The following is a 15,013-nucleotide window of genomic DNA, read 5'->3' on the forward strand; positions in this document are numbered from 1 at the left end:
GGTCACCGCCCCCATAGGCCGACGCGCTCGGCCCGGGCCTGCTCCTCGGCGCCGAGCAGGTCCGGCGGGGCGTCTTCCGCCGCGCGCGCGCCGCCGGCCGTGAGGATCAGGGCGGCGAGGTCGTCGCCCTCGATCCGGCAGCGGGCCGTGGCCCCGTCGGAGAGGCTGCAGACCACCTCCCGGCGGCGCAGGTAGTTCGCGAGCTGGCGGGCGAGATGGCCGCGCTCGCCGACGACGCCGAGCAGGCGCACGGTCCGCCCGCGCAGCGACAGGGTCCCGGTGTCGATCACCTCGGGCACGCCCCGGATCTCCGCGGACGCGACCGGGGCCGGCGGGGCCGAGGCGGCGGCCGGCGCCGGCTCGGCCCGTTCCGCCGAAGGGCGGGGCTTGCCCTTGGCCAGCTGCGCCGAGGCGCGCTGGACGAAATCGTGGAAGATGCCGGCCGGCATCTCGCCGCCGAACATCCGGTTCATCGGGCTGTCGTCGTCGTTGCCGATCCACACCCCGACCACGAGGTCCGGGGTCATGCCGACGAACCAGGCGTCCCGGAAATCCTGGCTGGTGCCGGTCTTGCCGCCGATGATCTGGCCCGGCACCCGCGCCGCCCGGCCGGTGCCGGATTCGACCACCGCCTGAAGCGAATCGAGCATCATCTGGCGCGGCTCCTGCGCCAAGGGGGCGGTCTGGGCCGGATCGGCCCGCACGTAGAGCGGCTGCGGGGCGGCGCCGCGAATCGCGTGGATGCCGAAGGCCTGGAGCGGGGCACGGCCCGAGAGCACCGAGCCGTAGGCGCGGGTGATCTCCAGGAGGCTCACGGCGCCGGAGCCGAGGACGAGGCTCGGCACGTTCGGCAGCTCGGACTGGATCCCGAGCTTGCGGGCGGTGGCGATCACCGCCGGGATACCGACATCCTGCCCGAGCTGGGCCGCCACCGTGTTGATCGAGAGCGCGAAGGCGGTCCGCAGCGGCACCGGCCCGCGGTAGCGCCCGTCGTCGTTCTCGGGCTCCCAGTCGCCGATCCGCACCGGGCGATCGTCCATCACGGTCTCGGGCGTGAGGCCCTGCTCGTAGGCCGTCAGGTAGACGAGGAGCTTGAACAGCGAGCCCGGCTGCCGCTTGGCCTGGACGGCGCGGTTGAACTGGCTGTCCTCGTAATCCCGCCCGCCGACCATCGCGAGGATCGCGCCGGCCTTCGACAGCACCACCATGGCCGCCTGGCCGACCTTGCGCTTGGCGCCGTCCTTGTCGAGGCGGCGGGCGACGACGCCCTCGGCGAGGCTCTGCAGGTCGAGATTGAGGGTCGAGCGCACGGTCATGTCGCCGTCGGTGCCGGCCAGACGCTTCACGTCGCCGGCGATCATGTCGAGGAAGTAGTTGGTGCCGGGGGGCGCCTCGGGGGGCGACTCCAGGCTCACGCTCTGCTTGCGCGCGGCGTCGGCCTCTCCCTGCGTGATCGCGCCGGTCTCGACCATGGCCTGCAGCACCACGTCGGCCCGTTCCTTGGCGCCGCCGAGGTTGCGGGTCGGGGCGAGCTGCGAGGGCGCCCGCACCAGCCCGGCCAGCATGGCCGCCTCGGGCAGGGTCAGGGCCTTGGCGGGCTTGCCGAAATAGCGCCGCGCCGCCGCATCCGCCCCGTAGGCGCCGGCACCGAAATAGGCGGCGTCGAGATAGCCGAGCAGGATCTCGTCCTTGCTCATGGTCGACTCGACCCGCAAGGCCAGGAACGCCTCCTGGACTTTGCGCCAGAGCGTCTTCTCCTGGTTGAGCGAGGTCAGGCGGACATATTGCTGCGTGATCGTCGAGCCGCCCTCGCGCACGCCGCCGCCCGCGACATTGCGCCAGGCGGCACGGCCGAGGCCGCGCAGGTCGATGCCCCAGTGGCTGTAGAAGCGGCGATCCTCGATCGCCACGATCGCCTTGGCGAGGTTCGGCGGCAGGTCGGCGGCGGTGAGCTTCTGGCCGCGAAAGCTGCCCCGGGTGGCGAAGACCCGCCCGTCATCCGCCTCGACGGTGATCGCCCGCTGGCCGGTATCGACGACAGCGCCTCCGAGCGGCGGCAGCGTCAGGAGGGCGACGAGCAGGTAGATCGCCAGCGCCAGGACCGGCAGCAGAATCGCCGCACCGACGGCGAGCCGCACCGGCTTGCGGTTCAGGCGCGCGAAACGCGCGGAGGCGGGGGTAGGTGAGGCGCCAACCGGCTGTTCCGTCGCTTCTGGCCGCACGCGATCGCGCCGACGGGCGAGGCTCGCGGCGAGCCGGGCGAAGGCCGATTGCCCGAGCCGCAGGAGGGCGCGTCCACCGGCGGCGATCAGGATCCACAGGTGGCGGAACAGGTCGCGGGCGGCCCGCCCGGCCTCGCGCGCCGCCCTACGCGGGTCCGACGTGTCCGCCCCGGGGCTCCGCGCGGGATCCGGGTCGGTCGGGGCGCGCTCCGGCGCGTCTGGCGTCATCGCGATACGTGTTCCGGGACCGGCCGATCCGATCGACGGAGGGTTCTAAGCTGCATTCGCCTGCGAGTCCCACCGACAAAGCGATGAGGCCGGCCTGCCGGAGACGATCGCGCCCGAGCGTGTGACGCGCGCCACGCGGTCCGGTCTCGAACCGCGGGCGGGCGGCGGCTTACCGCCCCGCGGCCGTGTGCCGGCTGCGCAGCTGGAAGGCCAGGATCAGCAGGAGCACGCCGAACGCGATCGTGTAGGCGCCGATCCACCAGGTGAGCACCAGGGCCGACATACCCGGCTCCAGGGCCAGCGCGATGCCGAACAGGATCGAGACCAGGCCGCCGAGGCCGAGCCACCAGCGTCCGTAATGGAGGTGCAGCCGGAAGGCGGCCGCGATCATCAGGCCGCCGGTCACGAGCGCCCAGGCGGCGAGCAGCAGCACGAACGCCCAGACAGCCGCGCCCGGGACGAGCACGGCGGCCACGGCCACGATGATGTCGACGAGGCCTTCGAGCAGCAGGAAGCCCCAGCGCTCGTGCCGCTGTGCGGCGCGTACGGCGCCGACGATCGCGAAGGCGCCGTCGACCAGGGTGTAGGCGGCGAACAGCAGCACGAGCGAGAGCACGAAGGCCCCGGGCGCCGCGAAGGCGACGATGCCGAACAGGATCGCGACGACGCCGCGCAGGGCGATGAGCCACCAGTTCCGGGCGAGCGCCGCGCTCATCGCATCGAGGCGCGCGCTGCCGGTGAGCGGGATGCCGGAGGGCGATGTCGCGGTCGAGCCGGAGCCTGAGCCCTGCGGGTTGGGTGATTGGGTGCTGGTCATGGCGGAACTCCGAAACGCGCCGGGCCCGCCGGCCCGGTCAATCCGCCCGCAGAACGCTGCACTGCGACAAGCGTTCCTGAGGCCGGCCACGGGCCGGGTGGAACCTTGGCGCAATCCCTGACTTTTGCTGACCGAGGCGGGCACGCGTACAGCCCGGCTGCCGTGCGGCGGCCGGTCCATCCAGTGGTGATGAGACGCCATGTTTGACGAGCAGCGGCAGGCCGCCGAGCCCGCATCACGTCCGCTGTCGGTCGAGGGACCGCCCGAGGCGCCCCAGCGCGACATTCTGGATCTCGGCCGCGACACCTCCGGCCAGAGCCGCGAGACCGCGCGCAAGCCCGACACAGAAGACGACGATCCGGGTTCCTCCGACGCGGAGGGCCAGGACGACGCTGCCCGACAGGAGGACGAGCCCGAGGACGAGGAGCAACGTCCGAACATCCTGCGGCGCCACCCCTGGGCCTTCCTGCTCGGAGGCCTCGCGGTGGTCGCGCTGTGCGTCGGCGTGTTCTTCTACTGGCTCCTGTACATGCATCCCTATGAGAGCACCGACGACGCGTTCGTCGATGCCCGCAGCATCGCGGTCCAGCCGAAGGTCGGCGGATACCTGGTCGAGGTGCCGGTCACCGACAACCAGCATGTCGAGGCCGGACAGATGCTGTTCCAGATCGATCAGCGCGACTACCGGATCGCTCTCGAGCAGGCCAAGGCTCAGGTCGCGGCCGACGAGGCGGCGATCACGAATATCGACGCCCAGATCCAGGCCCAGTACGCCAATATCGACGTGTCGAAGGCCCAGGTCGCGACCGCCGAGGCGGCCCTGAAGTTCGCCCAGGAGGATGCGGCCCGCTACAAGGACCTCGCGGAGCGGGGCTCGGGCTCGGTCCAGCAATCCCAGTCGGCGACCTCGACGCTGCAGCAGCGCCAAGCCTCGGTGCAGAGCGCGAATGCGAGCGTCGTCGCCGCGCAGAAGCAGATCGGCTCGCTCCAGGCCCAGAAGGCCTCGACCCAGGCGCAGATGGCCCGGGACAAGGCCCAGGTCGAGCAGGCCGAGTTGAACCTCGGCTACACGACGATCCGGGCGGTGCAGCCCGGGCGGGTCGTGCGGCTGACGGGCGGTATCGGGGCGCTGGCGCAGGCCGGGCAGAGCCTGTCGATGTTCGTGCCGGACGACATCTGGGTCACGGCGAACTACAAGGAGACGCAGATCACCGACATGCGTCCCGGCCAGCCGGTGGACCTCGTGATCGATGCCTATCCGGGTCGCACGATCCACGGCACCGTGGCCTCCGTCCAGCCGGGTTCGGGCACCGCCTTCAGCCTGCTGCCGGCCCAGAACGCCACCGGCAATTACGTGAAGGTCACCCAGCGCATCCCGGTGAAGATCGTGGTCAAGGATTGGCCGACGGACGTCTCGATCGGCCCGGGCATGTCAATCGTCCCCACCGTCACGGTGCGGTGACCGCGATGGCCGGGACCGGCCGGGCTTCCGCCGGCAAATCGTCCGCCGCCAAGGCGCCGGGCGGGCACAATCCGTGGCTGATCGCCTGCGTGGTGGCGCTGGCGACCTTCATGGAGGTGCTCGACACCACCATCGCCAACGTCGCCCTGCGCTACATCTCCGGTGGTCTCGCGGTCGGGCCCGACGAGGCGGCCTGGGTGGTGACCAGCTACCTCGTGGCCAACGCGATCACGCTGACCGCGTCGAGCTTCCTGGCCAAGCGCTACGGCCGCAAGGCGTTCTTCATGTGGTCGGTGGCGCTGTTCACCATCGCGTCGATCCTGTGCGGCTTCGCCTGGAGCCTCGAATCGCTGCTGCTGTTCCGGGTGCTGCAGGGGCTCGGCGGCGGCGGCATGGCCCCGCTGGCGCAATCGATCCTGGCCGATTCCTTCCCGCCCGAGAAGCGCGGCCAGGCCTTCGCGCTCTACGGCGTCGCCATCGTGGTCGCGCCGGTGATCGGCCCGACCTTGGGCGGCTGGCTCTCCGACAACGCCTCCTGGCACTGGTGCTTCCTGATCAACGGTCCGATCGGCGTGATCGCGCTCGGGCTGATGTACTGGCTGATCGAGGACAGCGACGCGGCCAAGAAGGAGCGCCGCGCCCTGGTGCGCAAGGGCATCCGGTTCGACATCGTCGGCTTCCTGCTGGTCGCCGTGTTCCTCGGCTCGCTGGAGGTCATTCTCGACGAGGGGCAGCGGAAGGACTGGTTCGGCACGTCGACCCTGATGAACGTCTCCGGCCTGCTCATGGTCGTCTCGTTCATCGCCATGATCCCCTGGCTCCTAACCCGGAAGAACCCGGCGGTGGACCTGCGCCTGATCGGCAATCGCCAGTTCGGCTCCTGCTTCCTGGTGATGATGTTCACCGGGGCGATCCTGATCGCCACCACGCAGTTCATCCCGCAGATCACGCAGGAATATTACGGCTACACCGCCACCCTGTCGGGCCTCGTTCTCGGCCCCGGGGGCATGGTCACGGTGGTGATGATGTTCCTCACCGGCCGAGTCTCGGCTTACGTGCAGCCGAAATGGCTGATCGCGGCCGGCATGACCATCGTGGCGCTGGGCATGTACGACCTGACCCGGCTCAACGGCACGACCACCTTCTCGTTCTTCGCGTGGTCGCGGGTCTATATCGGCATCGGCCTGCCGATGGTGTTCCTGTCGATCACCTCGGCCTCCTACGAGGGCCTGCGCAAGGACCAGACCGACCAGGCTTCGGCGCTGATCAACGTCGCCCGCAACGTCGGCGGCTCGATGGGCGTGTCGCTCGCCCAGAACATGCTGGCCTATCGCAGCCAGTTCCACCAGAGCCGGCTGGTCGAGAGCGTCAACCCGGCCGCGCCCGCCTACCAGGAGACCATGCGGCAGGCGACGCAGTACTTCTCCGAGCACGGCTATGCCGGCGTCGAGGCCCAGAGCCAGGCGACCGCCTGGATCGGCAGCGTGCTGCAGACGCAGGTGGCCTACTGGGCCTATATCGACGTGTTCTGGGTGATGGGCCTGGTCGCCGCCTGCGCGGTGCCCCTCGCGCTGAGCCTGAAATCGGTCAAGCTCGGCGGCGGTGCCCCGGCAGGCGGGCACTGACGCGGGTTGGCATCAGACGCCGTCCGGGGGCAGCGCCTCCGTCACCTCGACGCGACGGTTGTCCGGCGCCTGGTCAACCGCGTTGGACGCGGTCTCGGTCGGGGCGGGCAACTTGTCGGCAATGACCGCCCCGGTCACCGCGGCGACGCCCTGGTAGCGGGTCAGGCGGCGGTCGATCATGTCGTCGATCCGCCCGTGCAACTCGGCCACGGTCAGGCTGCGGCGCTTGCCGCCGGTCTTGGCGGTGAACAGGCTGCGATTGGCGCGCGCCGCGCTGCGGAACTCGCGTCCGGCCACCTCGTCGGGCTTCTCGGAGGAGAGCGACAGGAAGCGCCCGGCGCTGGCGCTGCCCAGGAAATGGGCCAGATAGAGCTCGGTGGTGGTGAGCGCCCGCCCGACCTTCGCCTCGATCCGCTCGCGGTCGCGCTTGATCAGCTCGGCCGCCATCAGGGCGGCGACGCGGGGATCGTTGCGCAGGCCGAGCACGCGGGCCCGCATGGGGCCGGCGACGGTGATCGCGGAGCCGCGGCCCTTCACGGCGGCGGCCTCCTCGGCCAGGCCGTAGCGGGCGCCGTAATCGCGGATCATCTCCAGCCAGGTGCGGGTGACGAACTGGAACAGGCCCTGCGCCGAGGAAGTCCCGGCCTTGGCATCCGTGTCGAAGCTCGATTCCTTGTCGGCCAGAGCCATCATGTAGACCGGGTCGACGCCGGCCTCGTCGGAGGCCTTCACGATCGTGTCGACCACCTTGCGCGGCACGCTGCGCTCGCCGAACCGGACCGCATCCTCGCCCTGCTCCTGGGTCACCCGCGGCAGGGTCGCGAGATCGTCCTGGATGAGCGCGGTGGTCGCGGGCTCCTGGTCCTCGACGGGCAGTCCGGTCCAGGCGTCCGGGCTCTCCGCCGGGGGCGTGTCCGTGAAACCGGCGCGCAGGTCTTGCTCAGAGCCGCCGGCCTGCATCCAGCCGGACTCGCTGCCGGCGGCGAGCGCCCGGGCCGCGCGTGGGCTGGTGTCGATCCGGTCATGGGCCTGCGCGGATGGCGCGAAGACGGCCGGCGCGAAGGCCGCCTGCGGCAGACCGAACCCGGCGATGACGCCCAGGGCCAAGGTCCCGGTGAGGCGGCGCAGGCCGTTGCGGCCCATGCGGCGAAGTGACCGGCGCCCGTTCCCGCGTCCGGCCCGCGGCAGCCACGCCACGGTCTCAGTCTCACAAAAGCTCGCGCTGGGCACGAGTCGGCTCACGTCGTCGGCGCACTGCGCCGGCTCCGGGAAAACCCCCATCACTGGTCCTTCTCTAGATTGTCCCTTGCGTCGGCCCGGCGTCTGGCGGCCGGGTTCTCTCAGACGGCGGCCCTATCGGCACCGGCCGTGACCAGAATGGGACGGCCCCGTGATTCAACCGTGGCACGGTCAACGAAGGGTTAACCCTGCTTTTTGAGGCCGCGTTAACGCCGTGATCCGGCCGCGCTTCACGTCGGTTGGGCGCAAAGTTGTCGCATTCGACTTGGAACGGGCCACGGTTGAGCCAGTTAGATATCGCCCCGGGGGGGTCGACTACTCTTTCCCCAGACGCGACGCGCGTCCCCACAAGGACAGTATTTTCCGATGAGCATGCAGACCGGTCGCCGCGTCGGCGTCGCGTTCGTTGGCATGGGTGGCGCTGTCGCCACCACCGCCATCGCCGGCATCGAAATGATCAAATCCGGATCGAACCGGCTCGACGGACTGCCGCTCGCCGGCCTCTCCGTGGCGGGCATGGCCGACTACAAGGACCTCGTGTTCGGCGGCTGGGATCTGAACGGCGACGACCTCGCCTCGGCCGCGGCCGGCCACGGCGTGCTGTCGAAGGACGACATCGAGGACGGCGCCAAGGCGCTGAAGGGCATCACGCCCTGGCCCGCGGTCGGCAGCGCCAAGTTCTGCAAGAACATCGACGGCAGCAACCGCATCGTCGCCGCCGGGCACCGCGAGGCGGTCTCGATCATTGCCAGCGACCTGCGGCGCTTCCAGCAGGAGAGCAACCTCGACGAGGTCGTGGTCGTGAACCTCGCCTCCACCGAGCGCTGGCCCGACCTATCCGACCCGACCCTGAATTCCTCGGACGCCTTCGAGAAGGGCCTGGATTCCAGCGACGAGTCGATCTCACCCGCGATGCTCTACGCCTATGCGGCGATCAAGAGCGGCGTCCCCTACGCCAACTTCACCCCGAGCATCGCCGCCGATGTGCCGGCCCTGCTCGAATTGGCCAAGGAGATGAACGTTCCGGTGGCCGGCAAGGACGGCAAGACCGGCCAGACCATGATGAAGACGGTGCTGGCCCCCGCCTTCAAGGCCCGCGCCCTCCACGTCGACGGCTGGTTCTCGACCAACATCCTCGGCAACCGCGACGGGCTCGCCCTGAACGACCCGAACTCGCTGCAGTCGAAGCTCAACACGAAGGGCACGGTGCTCGACTCGATCCTCGGCTACCCGGTCGAGGACCACCTCGTGCACATTCACTATTACCGCCCGCGCGGCGACGACAAGGAAGCCTGGGACAACATCGACGTCACCGGCTTCATGGGCCAGCGCATGCAGATCAAGGTCAACTTCCTCTGCAAGGACTCGATCCTGGCGGCGCCCCTGGTGATCGAGATCGCCCGTGTGCTCGATCTGGCGAAGAAGCGCGGCGACGGCGGTGTGCAGGAGCAGCTTTCGACCTTCTTCAAGGCTCCGATGGTGAAGAACGGCCACGGGCCGGAGCACGCCTTCGGCAAGCAGGAAGCGATGCTTCTCGACTGGCTCGGCGTTCACTGATGTCCGACGCGGCGGCGCCGGCCGCTCTGCGCGAACTCTTCGTCGAGATGAACGATCTCAAGCGCGTCCGTTCGGCGGGCCGCGACGGGTCGATCGCAGAACGGCTGTTCGCGCAGGGGTGGGGCCTGCTTACCGGCGGGGCCTCCCCGGAGGACGTCGCCCTCGACATCACCGCCACGACGCTGGCCGCGACCCGGCTCTGCGACCTTGACGCCGCCTTCCTGGCGGCGACGGGGCTCTCGGACGCGGCGGCCTCCGCCGTGCTGGTCGCGGGCTTCGATGCCGTGACCGGCGACCTCGACCCGGACCTTCGGGATCGCCTGCGCGCACGGCTCACGCCGCGCCCGCCGGGCCGGCCCGGACCGGTGCCGTCCTTCGTGGCGGCCCTGGCGAAGCAGCCCCGGGCGGGCGTCACCTGCCCCGGTCGCGCCCGGATCCTGCTGGAGCCGCCGGAGAACCACGCGGAGCATTGCCTGATCGTGGCGGTCTACGGGGTCTGCCTGAGCCCGTTCTATCGGGCGGATCCCGGGACTGTGTTCCTGGCCGCGATGGCCCACCATTTCCACAATGCCGCGATGCCCGATGCCGGCTTCACCGGCGAGATGCTGCTTGGCGACCATCTCGGCCCGATCATGGCCGTGACCACCGGCTGGGCGATGTCCGAGCTCGACGCGCCGTTGCGCGGTCACGTCGAGCGTGCCCGGGCGGTGCTGCCGGACGACGCCACCGCGGAGGGTCGTGCCTTCCACGCGGCAGATTGCGTCGACCGGGTCCTGCAGATCGCCCAGCATCTGCGCGGCGCCTCGACCACGATGGCGGCGGTGCTCGATGAGTGGGAGCTGGTCCATGCCGGGCCGGTGAAGGGGTTCCACGACCGTGTCCTGCGCGACATGCGCATCCCTTAGGACCAGATTCGCGTTGTCCGTCAGACCCGGTCGCCCATCTGACGGGGCGGTCCCGAGAGCCCATGATCCCGTTCGAACTCAGATCGCCGCAGACCGGCAACCCGCTGAAGCCCGACGCGCCGCACGCCCTGCGTGACGCCGGCACCGGGGCGCGCTGGCCCGTCATCGACGGAATCCCGTACCTGCGGGTCGGCCGCGAGGCGCTGGTCGAGCGGGTGCTGGCCCATCTCGACGCGGGCGAGCCCGATGAGGCCCTGGCCGCCCTGCTGGTCGATCAGGACGATTGGTGGAACGGCCCCCCGGCGGACCCGGCCGAGATCATCCGGCTGATCAAGGACCGCCGCGACGCGACCCTGCGGGATGCGGTCCACCGCCTCGGCTGGGGCCGCGTCGGCGATTATTTCCTGCATCGCTGGAGCGATCCGACCTTCCTGGCCGGCCTGACCCTGCTCGAAGCCCATTGGAACGAGCCGCGCTGCGTCTTCGAATTCGCCTGCGGCATCGGCCACTACCTCCGGGAGCTCGAGCGCCGCGGCTGCAAGACTGCCGGGGCCGACGTAGTCTTCGCGAAGCTCTGGGTCGCCCGCCACTGGGTCGTGGGGCCCAAGCCGCAGCTCGTCTGCTTCGACGCCGGCTCGCCGCATTGGCCGATCCCCGACGCGCCGGTCGATCTGGTGGTGTGCAACGACGCCTTCTACTTCCTCGACGACAAGACGGCCCTGCTCGAGAACCTGCGCCAGAATGCCGGCGACGATGGCTGGCTCGCCCTGAGCCACATCCACAATCGCGAGTGCCCCGGTTTCTCGGCCGGCCGGGCCGTCACCGCCGAGGACATCGCCGAGCTTTTTCCCGACGCCCTCGTGTACGACGACGCCGAGCTGACCCGCGCCCTGGTCGAGGCCCGGGCGCCTGTCCCCCAGGAGCCGGCCGCCTTGAGGACCTGCGAGGCGTTCTCGGTGGTCGCCGGCCCCGGCATGCGCCCGGCGCCCCGGGCGGTGGTGGATGGCCTGACCCTGCCCAAGGCCGGCACGGTCGTGCGGCTCAACCCGCTCTATCAGCCCGACGGCGAGGGGTACGCGATCCGCTGGCCCTCCGAGCGCTACCGGGAGGAATACGCCTCCCGCGCGACCTACCCGATGCAGTCGTCGGGTCCCGAACAGCTCACCTTCGACGGCCGAATCGACGGTGCCGATACGCAGCGCGTCCGCGCCCGCGAATATGTCGATCTGCCGGAGCGCTGGTGATGGACGCTGTCGGCTGGGGCATCGTCGGCTACGGCTGGGTCGCCCGCGATTACATGGCCCCCGGCATCCGGGCCGCCGGGCACCGGCTCGTGGCGGTCAGCGACCCGAACCCGGAGAGCCGCGCGGCGGCCGAGCGCGAGGGCGCCCGCGCCCATGCCGACCTCGCCGGTCTCCTCGCGGAGCCCGAGGTCGAGGCGGTCTATGTCGCGACCCCGAACCACCTCCATCGGGGCGCCGTCGAGGCGCTCGCCGCCGCCGGCAAGGCGATCCTGTGCGAGAAGCCGATGGCGGCGACGCTGTCCGACGCCGAAGCGATCGTGCGGGCGGTGGAGTCCACGACGATCTTCTACGGCACCGCCTTCGATCAGCGCCACCACCCGGCCCACCGGGCGATCCGCGCGCAGGTCGCGGCCGGACGGCTCGGCACCGTGACGGCGGTCCGGATCGTCTATGCCTGCTGGCTCGGGCGCGACTGGTCGGAGGCCGGCCAGCCCAATTGGCGGATCGACGCCGCGCAGGCCGGCGGCGGCGCGCTCATGGATCTCGCCCCCCACGGCCTCGACCTCGTGGATTTCCTGCTCGGCGAGCCGCTCGCCGATATCGCGGCCCTGACGCAGATCCGCGCCCAGGATTATGCCGTCGATGACGGCGCCCTGCTGATCGGTCGCACCGCCGGCGGCGCCCTGGCGAGCCTGCACGTTGCCTACAATTGTCCCGACGCGCTGCCCCGCCGCCGTTTGGAAGTCGTCGGCACCAAGGGCCAGCTCACCGCCATCGACACGATGGGCCAGACGGCGGGCGGGTCCCTGACCTTCACCGACGGCGCGAGCGGACGCGCGGAGCCGCTGGCCTTCGATACCGACAGCTCGCCCTTCACCGAGCAGGTGCGGGCCTTCGGCTCGGCGCTACGCCGGCCCGAGGAGCGCGCGGCCTATTCGGCCTCCCGAGACCTCCACACGATGCGACTCGTCGCCCGTGCCTACGGGCAGGGGTAGCGGCCCCAAGACAGGATGATCGACCGCCGAGCCAAACCCCGGGATCTCCCACCCCGACCCTCATCCTGAGGTGCCCGCGTCAGCGGGCCTCGAAGGAGTCCTCCAGAGACCCCTGCGCTTTCTGGAAGCCTCCTTCGAGGCCGTCGCTGCGCTTCGGCACCTCAGGATGAGGGAGACGGGCGGGATGGGGCGGCAAAGCGGTTCAAGGCAGACGGGAATACGACTTGACCGACACAGCTCCCAGTCACGACCAGGACGACCGCGCCCGCCACGAGCGGATCAAAGCGCCGCGGCCCTATCGGTTCGGCGCCAAGCGCCGGATCGAGGGCCTGCCGGAGGCGCTGCCCGATCCGGTGCGCGCCTATCTCGACGTGCTGCCGGAGGGGCGCATCGTCGGATTCCCGCTGGCGCCGCTGGACCGGACCGGCGTGCCGGTCTGGTTCGTCGCTCTGTTCCTCGATGATCCGTTCTTCGTGGGCGCGATGCCGTCGGGCATCGGCTACGGCGCCACCGACGAGGAGGCGCTGATCGGCGCCGTGGCGGAGATCGCCGAGAACCTGATGCCCTCGCTCGCGGTCCTGCCGCGGGCCAAGGAGCGCGCGAGCTACGCCGACCTCGTGCGGGTCTATGGGCCGAAATCGGTCGCCGACCCGCTCACCCTGTGCCTGCCGGCGGGCTCCTCGGTCGGGCGGGACACGGTGCTCGAATGGACGCCGGCGGTCCGGCACGGGACCGGCGAGATCGTGCTGATGCCGCTCGATGTCGCCGCCACCGATTATTTCGAATTGTCGGAGGGCTACCGGCCCTTCACCAACCTGATCACCAACGGCCTCGGCGCCGGGCCGGACGTGCCCTTCGCGCTGGGCCACGGCGTGCTCGAACTGCTCCAGCGCGACGGCAACGGCCTGCTGTTCCGGGCCCTCGACCAGGGCGTCATGCTCGATCTCGACGGGATCGGCCCGGAGAACGCCGCGATGCTGGCGCGGTTGAAGGAGTTGGGCATCCGCGCCCTGCCGAAATTCGCCACCGATCAATTCGGCCTGACCAATCTCTACGTCGTCGGCTACGACGAGGATCCCGCCCGGGCGCCGGCGCCGATCGCCCTCTCGGCCTGCGGCGAGGCCTGCGATCCGGACCGCGAGCGGGCCCTGCGCAAGGCGCTGCTCGAATTCCAGGCCGCCCGGGTGCGCAAGACCTTCGGGCACGGTCCGCTCGACCTCGCCGCCACGGTGACGCCGCCCGGCTACGTCGATGCCTTCATCCAGAAGGCGCTTCCCAGCCTCGACCTGGAGGAGAGCCGCGCCCTGCAGGCGATGCTCGCCTGGATCGAGCTGCCGGCCGCCGATCTCCGGAGCGTGCTCGCCGATACCGTGTACAGCGAGCGCAGCACCAAGCGGTTCTCGGACCTGCCGTCCACCGAGGCGGCCGACGGGCATGCCCGGGGTAAGATCGCCTGCGACCGGCTCACCGAGGCCGGGTTCGACCTGCTCTACGTCGATTGCTCGCCGCTCGGCGGCAGCGTCGGCGTGGTCAAGGCGATCGTGCCCGGGCTCGAGGTCGAGACCATGAGCTACTACCGGATCGGCGAGCGCAACACGCGCAAGCTCCTCGACCGCGACCACCCGCTGATCCGCTTCGGCACCGAGAGCGAGACCCTGCGGCCGGTGCGCCTCACCCCGGAGGCCCTGGAGCGGTTCGGCGGCCAGCCGCTGTTCGACACGGCGCTCGCCGAGCAGATCGTCGGCCGGCACTATCCGCTCTATCGCGAGCCCGAATCGCATCACGCGCCGTTCCGGCTCGCGCAGAAGCAGGGGAGGGCGGCGTGACCCTCCGTTTCGCCTACAACACCAACGGCGCGGCCAACCACCGCCTCGACGACGCCCTCCATCTGATCAAGGCGGCGGGCTATGACGGCGTCGCTCTGACCCTCGACATCCACCATCTCGACCCCTTCGCCGAGACCTGGGCGGCGGAGGCCGGCCGGGTGGCGAGCCTGCTGGAGAAGCTGGAACTCGGTTGCGTCATCGAGACCGGCGCCCGCTTCCTGCTCGATCCCACCGCCAAGCATGAGCCGACCCTGGTGACCGCCGATGCGGCGGGCCGGGCCCGCCGGGTCGGCTTCCTCAAGCGCGCGGTCGAGATCGGCGCGATGCTGTCGGCCGAGGCCGTGTCGTTCTGGGCCGGCGTGCCGAAGCCCGGTGTCGACCATGGCGAAGCGCGCCGCTGGCTGACCGAGGGGCTACACGAGGTCGCGGCCTTCGCCAGCCAGGCCGGAATCGTGCCCTGCCTGGAGCCCGAGCCCGGCATGCTGATCGAGACCCTGGACGATTTCGTTGCGCTGGATGTGCCGGGCCTCAAGCTCGCCCTCGATACCGGCCACTGCCTCGTCACCGGCGAGCGCGACCCGGCCGAGGCCGTGCGCGAGTTCGCCGATCGGATCGGCACGGTGGCGATCGAGGATATGAAGCGCGGCAGCCATATCCACCTGCCCTTCGGCGAGGGCGACATGGATGTGCCGGGCGTTCTCGCGGCGTTGGAAGAGGTCGGCTTCGGCAAGCTGGTCTGCGTCGAGCTGTCCCGCGAGAGCCACCGGGCCGACGTGATGATCCCGCAAGCCCTCGAATATCTGCGCGGCTGCCGCCGCCCCGGCCCGGAACTCGCCGGCGAGCAGGAGACGCGGCGGCAATGGCAGTGATGGGACGCGCGCACCTCTCCTCCC

11 protein-coding genes are annotated in these 15,013 nt (G+C 70.7%); 8 read left to right on the forward strand and 3 right to left on the reverse strand.

Annotated features, from left to right (window positions below):
* Window positions 1-2 precede the first annotated feature (2 nt).
* Together LGR69_RS25565 and LGR69_RS25570 are read right to left on the reverse strand one after the other, a co-directional pair.
* On the reverse strand, window positions 3-2,450 hold the full coding sequence (locus tag LGR69_RS25565) for a PBP1A family penicillin-binding protein (protein WP_230367769.1): 2,448 nt from the start codon (window positions 2,448-2,450) through the stop codon (window positions 3-5).
* A gap of 169 nt (window positions 2,451-2,619) precedes the next feature.
* A complete protein-coding gene (locus LGR69_RS25570; protein ID WP_007568798.1) occupies window positions 2,620-3,267 on the reverse strand; it encodes an HdeD family acid-resistance protein in 648 nt (215 codons plus the stop codon).
* A 199-nt stretch (window positions 3,268-3,466) separates the two neighbouring features.
* On the opposite strand from LGR69_RS25570, the gene LGR69_RS25575 reads away from it, so the two are divergent.
* A complete protein-coding gene (locus LGR69_RS25575; protein WP_230367770.1) occupies window positions 3,467-4,729 on the forward strand; it encodes an HlyD family secretion protein in 1,263 nt (420 codons plus the stop codon).
* Between the two features lie 5 nt (window positions 4,730-4,734).
* A complete protein-coding gene (locus LGR69_RS25580; RefSeq protein ID WP_230367771.1) occupies window positions 4,735-6,354 on the forward strand; it encodes a DHA2 family efflux MFS transporter permease subunit in 1,620 nt (539 codons plus the stop codon).
* 12 nt (window positions 6,355-6,366) lie between these two features.
* Here LGR69_RS25580 and LGR69_RS25585 read toward each other — a convergent pair whose 3' ends face one another.
* The gene (locus tag LGR69_RS25585; protein WP_230367772.1) at window positions 6,367-7,635 is read right to left on the reverse strand and encodes a transglycosylase SLT domain-containing protein; all 1,269 of its coding nucleotides are present in this window, start codon (window positions 7,633-7,635) and stop codon (window positions 6,367-6,369) included.
* Window positions 7,636-7,959: 324 nt separating this feature from the next.
* On the opposite strand from LGR69_RS25585, the gene LGR69_RS25590 reads away from it, so the two are divergent.
* The 6 genes from LGR69_RS25590 to LGR69_RS25615 all read left to right on the forward strand — a co-directional run bounded on the left by LGR69_RS25590 (window position 7,960) and on the right by LGR69_RS25615 (window position 14,989).
* Window positions 7,960-9,150, forward strand: coding sequence for an inositol-3-phosphate synthase (locus LGR69_RS25590; RefSeq protein WP_007568803.1), 1,191 nt, complete (start codon window positions 7,960-7,962; stop codon window positions 9,148-9,150).
* Window positions 9,150-10,055, forward strand: a complete 906-nt coding sequence (locus LGR69_RS25595) for an HD domain-containing protein (protein WP_230367773.1) — start codon at window positions 9,150-9,152, stop codon at window positions 10,053-10,055. The genes LGR69_RS25590 and LGR69_RS25595 overlap by 1 nt, the downstream gene beginning before the upstream one ends.
* 62 nt (window positions 10,056-10,117) lie before the next feature.
* Window positions 10,118-11,299: a class I SAM-dependent methyltransferase gene (locus tag LGR69_RS25600; RefSeq protein ID WP_230367774.1), complete on the forward strand. Its 1,182-nt coding sequence runs from the start codon at window positions 10,118-10,120 to the stop codon at window positions 11,297-11,299.
* Window positions 11,299-12,294: a Gfo/Idh/MocA family protein gene (locus tag LGR69_RS25605; protein ID WP_230367806.1), complete on the forward strand. Its 996-nt coding sequence runs from the start codon at window positions 11,299-11,301 to the stop codon at window positions 12,292-12,294. Before LGR69_RS25600 ends, LGR69_RS25605 begins: the two co-directional genes overlap by 1 nt.
* 224 nt (window positions 12,295-12,518) lie before the next feature.
* Window positions 12,519-14,120, forward strand: a complete 1,602-nt coding sequence (locus LGR69_RS25610) for a YcaO-like family protein (RefSeq protein WP_230367775.1) — start codon at window positions 12,519-12,521, stop codon at window positions 14,118-14,120.
* Entirely contained in the window at window positions 14,117-14,989 is an 873-nt protein-coding gene (locus tag LGR69_RS25615) for a sugar phosphate isomerase/epimerase family protein (RefSeq protein ID WP_007568809.1), read from the forward strand. The genes LGR69_RS25610 and LGR69_RS25615 overlap by 4 nt, the downstream gene beginning before the upstream one ends.
* The last annotated feature ends 24 nt before the right edge of the window (window positions 14,990-15,013 follow it).

It is taken from the genome of Methylobacterium brachiatum, from assembly GCF_020523825.1.
Taxonomy (GTDB): Bacteria; Pseudomonadota; Alphaproteobacteria; order Rhizobiales; family Beijerinckiaceae; genus Methylobacterium; species Methylobacterium brachiatum.

Bases quoted from the DNA above. Each gene is read 5' to 3' on its own strand.
- LGR69_RS25565 (WP_230367769.1), bottom strand. From the start codon at position 2,450: ATGACGCCAGACGCGCCGGAGCGCGCCCCGACCGACCCGGATCCCGCG.
- LGR69_RS25570 (WP_007568798.1), bottom strand. From the start codon at position 3,267: ATGACCAGCACCCAATCACCCAACCCGCAGGGCTCAGGCTCCGGCTCG.
- LGR69_RS25575 (WP_230367770.1), top strand. From the start codon at position 3,467: ATGTTTGACGAGCAGCGGCAGGCCGCCGAGCCCGCATCACGTCCGCTG.
- LGR69_RS25580 (WP_230367771.1), top strand. From the start codon at position 4,735: ATGGCCGGGACCGGCCGGGCTTCCGCCGGCAAATCGTCCGCCGCCAAG.
- LGR69_RS25585 (WP_230367772.1), bottom strand. From the start codon at position 7,635: ATGGGGGTTTTCCCGGAGCCGGCGCAGTGCGCCGACGACGTGAGCCGA.
- LGR69_RS25590 (WP_007568803.1), top strand. From the start codon at position 7,960: ATGAGCATGCAGACCGGTCGCCGCGTCGGCGTCGCGTTCGTTGGCATG.
- LGR69_RS25595 (WP_230367773.1), top strand. From the start codon at position 9,150: ATGTCCGACGCGGCGGCGCCGGCCGCTCTGCGCGAACTCTTCGTCGAG.
- LGR69_RS25600 (WP_230367774.1), top strand. From the start codon at position 10,118: ATGATCCCGTTCGAACTCAGATCGCCGCAGACCGGCAACCCGCTGAAG.
- LGR69_RS25605 (WP_230367806.1), top strand. From the start codon at position 11,299: ATGGACGCTGTCGGCTGGGGCATCGTCGGCTACGGCTGGGTCGCCCGC.